The 2,037-nt window shown below is 29.7% G+C and carries 2 protein-coding genes; both read right to left on the reverse strand.

The genetic code is table 11. From position 1 onward, the window contains the following. Positions 1 to 152 precede the first annotated feature (152 nt). Positions 153 to 968, reverse strand: a complete 816-nt coding sequence (locus tag H6553_14165; GenBank protein ID MCB9034978.1) for an ATP-binding protein — start codon at positions 966 to 968, stop codon at positions 153 to 155. After that, on the reverse strand, positions 956 to 2,037 hold a 1,082-nt coding region (locus tag H6553_14170), incomplete at its 5' end, for an IS21 family transposase (protein ID MCB9034979.1). The genes H6553_14170 and H6553_14165, both read right to left, overlap by 13 nt.

A 2,037-nucleotide genomic window follows, 5' to 3' on the forward strand; every position in this document is an offset into this window, starting at 1 on the left:
CATGTTCTGTAATCCAAGATCCTAATGCAAAGCAGTAGGATCTTAAGGTAGAAAGCATCATATTTGAATTGAGCACTTCGTGTTTGAATAGTGCTGTCAAACGAAGTGCTAAATTGGGCAGTTAAATTTTAAAAAAAGTTACTATTTGAAACTTAAACCACCTGTACTTTTTCTACAATTTTAGTTGAAGATTTTGCTCCAAACTTATAAATATCTGAATTGATATTTGATTCTCTTTTTTCTTTTAATCTATAACTATCTCCTTGAATATTAATTACATGAGAGTGATGTAAAACTCTATCTAATATAGCTGTTGTTACTACCTTGTCTCCTCCAAATATTTGTGCCCACTGCGAGAATACTAAATTTGAAGTTAGTATTGTTGATCCTTTTTCATATCTTGCTGATATTATTTGAAAAAAGTGATTTGCATCTTCTTTAGACATATTGAAATAACCTATTTCATCGATTATAAGAATTGATGGAGAAACTATAATTTTTAAAAAAGAATCATATTTTTTGTCTCTTTTTGCTTTATTAGCATCTGCTATTAATTCTGTAATAGTTGTAAATCTAACTTTATATCTATGTAACACTGCTTTGTATGCTAAAGCTATTGCAAGGTGAGTCTTACCAACACCTGGTTGTCCAAGAAATATTATGTTTTCATATCTTTTTACAAATGCCAATGATGCCAATTCTTCAATTTGTTTTCTATTTACACCTATAGTAAAACTATAATCAAATTGTTCAATAGTTTTTATAGCTGGAAATCCTGCCATCTTAGTTAAAATATTTTTTGATCTACTCATTTTTTCATTATATTCTTGTCGTAGCAACTCTTCTAAAAACTGTGAATATTTCCAATTTTCTTGTGATGCTATGATTGATAAATTATTATATTCTTGTGCAACTACTGGTAATTTTAACTCTTCACACAATTGTTCAATAGGACTTAATAATTCCATAAAACACCACCATAATTTATTACTTTTGGAAGTATTGCTATAGTTGTTATTGTTGGTATAAAAATATCATAACTTTGCATATCTCGATTTGATATAAATATTTCATTCATATTTTGATTATCTTTATTTTTTGCTACAATAATATTCATAGCCTTCGTTGGATGGATACCCAAATAAGGTTTAGGCAGAGGTAACAGGTGGTAGCGTTCTTCTACTAATAATGAAAATGGTGTTTGAAGTGTTGTTTGATGAATACGTTTATTTGCAACATCATCAAGCCATTTTCTCACTTCAGCATTTGCATTATCAATATTCACAATATATTTTTTCATTGCTAATCTAACACTTAAGCTATTATGGAAACTGTATCTTAGATAATGATTGAATCTTTCGACTTTACCTTTAGTTTTTGCTCTATATGGTTTACAAACTCTTATTTTAAATCCACAATGTTTTGCAAAGTCTTCAAACATAGGATTTAGTTGATGCTTCCCAAATCCATAGGCATTTCGTTTTATTATAACCGTACGCATATTGTCATATAGAGCTTCTTTTACAACTCCTCCAAAGTAGTTAAATGCATTAAGATGACAAGCTATCAATGTTTCTATCTTTTCATTTTCAACATACTCAACATAAGATGCTCTACTATAACCCATTGTTGCAACAAATGCTGAAAGATTATCTTTTGGAAATTCAACCCAATCTACTTGCATTTGATAACCTGCATCTGTTTCAAATCTTATTAATTTTTCTTCTTCTTTAACTCTACGTCTGAGTTCATATTTTTGCATAACTTGCTGCAACCATCTAAGACTTCCTAGATATCCTCTTTTTACTATCTCATCATAAATTACCGTTGTAGGAATTTCAACTTTATTTGTTTTTGCTGTCTCCAGCATTGCTGCAATATAAGGTAAATGTTCATCTACTAAATTTTCATTTGGTTTTCTGCTAATTACAGGAACATAACCTTCAGGTTTCAAAGCATATTTACGAACAGTCTCTCTACTTATCCCAAGTCTTCTTGCAATTGATGATTTACTCATGCCTTCTCTAAGCCATTTAT

This window comes from Chitinophagales bacterium (assembly GCA_020636535.1).
GTDB lineage: Bacteria > Bacteroidota > Bacteroidia > Chitinophagales > JADIYW01 > JADJSS01.